The sequence below is a fragment of the Mycobacterium sp. TH-M15 genome (assembly GCF_057473705.1).
The window spans coordinates 1-3606 of sequence record NZ_JBYCLB010000233.1 but is presented as its reverse complement, the minus strand read 5'-3'; the positions used below and the strand labels follow the sequence as shown (position 1 = coordinate 3606).

General features: G+C 68.7%; 4 protein-coding genes and 1 pseudogene. All 5 read left to right on the top strand.

The window, feature by feature from the left end; genetic code table 11:
- Positions 1-644, top strand: a pseudogene (locus AC2VNT_RS05530) (murein biosynthesis protein MurJ); the annotation flags it as partial.
- Between the two features lie 53 nt (positions 645-697).
- On the top strand, positions 698-1273 hold the full coding sequence (gene sigM, locus AC2VNT_RS05525; protein ID WP_486945898.1) for an RNA polymerase sigma factor SigM: 576 nt from the start codon (positions 698-700) through the stop codon (positions 1271-1273).
- Positions 1274-1307: 34 nt separating this feature from the next.
- Positions 1308-2027 carry a hypothetical protein gene (locus AC2VNT_RS05520; protein WP_486945897.1) on the top strand — a complete coding sequence of 240 codons (720 nt, stop codon included), beginning with the start codon at positions 1308-1310 and terminating at the stop codon, positions 2025-2027.
- A 68-nt stretch (positions 2028-2095) separates the two neighbouring features.
- Positions 2096-3088: a thioredoxin-disulfide reductase gene (trxB, locus tag AC2VNT_RS05515; protein ID WP_486945899.1), complete on the top strand. Its 993-nt coding sequence runs from the start codon at positions 2096-2098 to the stop codon at positions 3086-3088.
- Positions 3089-3102: 14 nt separating this feature from the next.
- The gene (trxA, locus tag AC2VNT_RS05510; protein ID WP_486945896.1) at positions 3103-3456 is read left to right on the top strand and encodes a thioredoxin; all 354 of its coding nucleotides are present in this window, start codon (positions 3103-3105) and stop codon (positions 3454-3456) included.
- Positions 3457-3606: the final 150 nt, after the last annotated feature.

The following is a 3606-nucleotide window of genomic DNA, read 5'->3' as shown; positions in this document are numbered from 1 at the left end:
AGGACCGGGTTCGCATCCGGCGGCGCCGGGCGGTAACCATCGGGTTCGGCGCCGGGGCCGCGGTGATCGTGGCCGCACTGCTGGTCCTGGCGTCGGTGCTGAGCAAGATGTTCAGCGATGTCGGGAGCCTCGACAAGGATCAGCTCGGCCTGAGCGGGCCGTCGACCAGTTCGAGTTCCCGAGCGGCGACGGGCGGCATGATCAAGCCGGTCGGGGTGACGGTGTTCTCTCCGGGCGGTGAAGCCGACAACCCCAGCGCCGCCGCACTCGCCATCGACGGCAGTCCGGGCACCGCCTGGGAGACCGACACCTACCACGATCCGGCCCCGTTCCCCGGCTTCAAAAGTGGCGTCGGCCTACTCCTGCAGTTGCCGCAGCCGACGGTGATCGGGGCCGTCAACGTCGACCTGGCCAGTAGCGGGACCCGGATCCAGATCCGTTCGTCGGCCACAGCGACGCCCGCCCGACTCGACGACACCACGGCGCTGTCGCCCCCGACGCCAATGCACCCGGGGCACAACACGATTCCGGTCAGTGCTTCCTCGCCGACGCGGTATGTGCTGGTGTGGATTTCAACTCTCGGGACCGAAGACGGCGCCAGCCGTGCCAGCCTCTCCGAAGTCACCGTTCAAGCCAAGTCCTGACGGGCCTGATCGGGTGAAGTGCCGGGCATCGGTCGATTGGTTACTGTCCGGCGGTGGGCTCGACGAGAGTGCGACCGGGTAGCGGACAACGCAGCGACGCTGAACTGCTGGCGGCGCATGTCGCCGGCGACCGCTTCGCCTTCGCGGAACTCTTCCACCGCCACCATCGGCAACTGCACCGGGTGGCACGGCTGACCAGTTGCTGCACCGAGGACGCCGAGGACGCACTGCAGGAGGCGATGGCATCGGCGCACCGCGCCGCCGGTCTGTTTCGCCAGGATGCCGCGGTGAGCAGCTGGCTGCACCGCATCGTCGTCAATGCCTGCCTGGATCGGTTGCGGCGCAACAAGACTCACCCGACCACCGTCCTGGACGACGTCTACCCCGTGCCGGACCGAACCGTCGAGGTCGACACCGCAATCGCGGTGCAGCGGGCGCTGATGCGGCTGCCCGTCGAACAGCGCGCCGCGGTGGTCGCCGTCGACATGCACGGCTACTCGGTTGCCGACACGGCCCGGCTGCTGGGTGTGGCCGAAGGCACGGTGAAGAGTCGCTGCGCCCGCGCGCGGGCCCGGCTTGCCGCGATCCTCGGCTACCTGCAGAGCGAGACCCCACACCCGGCCCGCTAGCCGCACCGACTCCCGATGACGGACACTGGGGCGGATGGATGCAGTCGAGCCGGACGAGGACGGCGAGCCGCCGACCGCCGAAACCCTTGCCGAACTGCAGGCCGGACTGCTGGACGACGACACCGCTGCCCGGCTGCGCAGGCGGCTGCGCACCGACCCCGGCGCCCGCCGGACGATGGAAGCACTGAACCGGGTCCGCCGGGAGGTCGCCGCCCTGGGCGCCGACATGACGGCGACGCCGCAGGTCGACCGTCAGCTCGTCGACGGCATCGCTCCCCCCTTGCGCGCCGCGCATTCGGTACAGCGCGGCCGGCTACCGCACGCGGCGCGGACCGCCGTCGCGGTAGCCGGCCTGGCCGCGGTGGCCGTCGCGGCCTGGGTGGGTACCCGCGCGCTGCTCACCGCGCCCGCGCCGATATCCAGTCGGCCCACCACCGTCGAACACATCACGGTGTCGCGCCCACCGTTGACGATTCCGCTTTCGGATCAGCAAATCCTGGCCCTGCTGGACCGCGAACCCGACCTCGGGCAGCTGGCCGATCCCCGGCGCATAGCCTCGTGCCTCGGTGGCCTCGGCTATCCGGCGGACACCCATGTGCTCGGCGGGCGCCCGATCGACATCGCCGGACATCCGGCCGTGCTACTCGTCCTCCCCGGGACCGCGCCGGACACGATTGCGGCGCTCGCGGTGGCGCCGACCTGCAGTGCCGTCAACACTGGCCTGTCGGCTGACAGGATTGTCCACCGCCCGTAATGTTCGCGGGAACAACACGGCCTACCCTGGCGTTCAGTCCACACGTTGGCCGTATCGGAGAGGTAGGAATGAGCTCCCCAACCATTCATGACGTAATCGTCGTCGGCTCTGGGCCCGCGGGCTACACCGCGGCGCTCTACGCCGCTCGTGCGCAACTGGCTCCGGTTGTCTTCGAAGGGACCTCGTTCGGTGGGGCCCTGATGACGACGACCGAGGTGGAAAACTACCCCGGTTTCCGGGCGGGCATCCAGGGGCCCGAACTGATGGATCAGATGCGCGAGCAAGCCCTGCGCTTCGGTGCCGACCTGCGCATGGAGGACGTCGAGTCGGTGTCGTTGGGCGGCACGGTCAAATCCGTCACGACATCGGAAGGCGAGACGTTGCACGCGCGCGCGGTGATTCTCGCGATGGGCGCCGCGGCCCGCTATCTGCACGTTCCCGGTGAGCAGGAACTGCTCGGGCGCGGTGTCAGCTCGTGTGCGACCTGCGACGGCTTCTTCTTCAAGGACCAGGACATCGCCGTGATCGGTGGGGGCGATTCGGCCATGGAGGAGGCGACGTTCCTGACGAAGTTCGCCCGCAGCGTGACGCTGGTGCATCGTCGCGAGGAGTTCCGGGCCTCGAAGATCATGCTCGACCGGGCCCGCGCCAACGACAAGATCGCGTTCGTGACCAACGCCGCCGTCGTCGCCGTCGAAGGCGAGAACTCGGTGACCGGACTGAAGCTTCGCGACACCGCGACCGGCAAGGACTCGACGCTGCCGGTCACGGGGGTCTTCGTCGCGATCGGCCACGACCCGCGCTCGGAGTTGGTGCGCGGCCAGGTCGACCTTGACGCTGCCGGTTACGTGCTGGTCCGAGGCCACACCACCTACACCTCCGCCGACGGCGTGTTTGCCGCCGGGGATTTGGTCGACCACACCTACCGGCAGGCGGTCACCGCGGCCGGCACCGGCTGCTCGGCCGCCATCGACGCCGAGCGCTGGCTGGGCGAGCATGCAGCGCCGGGCGAGCGCACCACCACCAAAGCCGCCGGACAACCGGCGTCGGCGACCCTCTGATTGGAGTACGTGCGATGACCCAGACCGAATCCGCAGGAGCACCAGTGGATGTTTCCGACGCGTCGTTCAACACTGACGTGCTCTCCAGTAACGTTCCTGTGCTGGTTGACTTTTGGGCCTCCTGGTGTGGACCGTGCAAGATGGTCGCGCCGGTGCTCGCCGAAATCGCCGCGGACGCCGGGGACCGGCTGACCGTCGCCAAACTCGACGTCGACGCCAACCCCGAGACCGCCCGCAACTTCGACGTGGTTTCGATCCCGACGCTGATCTTGTTCAAAGACGGCGAACCGGTCAAACGCATCGTGGGCGCCAAGGGCAAGGCCGCACTGCTGCGTGAGCTGTCCGACGCTGTTCCGGGCCTGGCCTAACTCGCGGCGGATCGGCGCGATCTGCCTGGAGTTTTACTTAAATCGCCGGGCGTCTGAGACAATACCGCCAAGCCTGTCAAAAAGCGGCAGGGCTGCTCACACGGCTCACCGGAGGCCTTGCCATGTCGAGACCGCACCGCGGCGACGGCG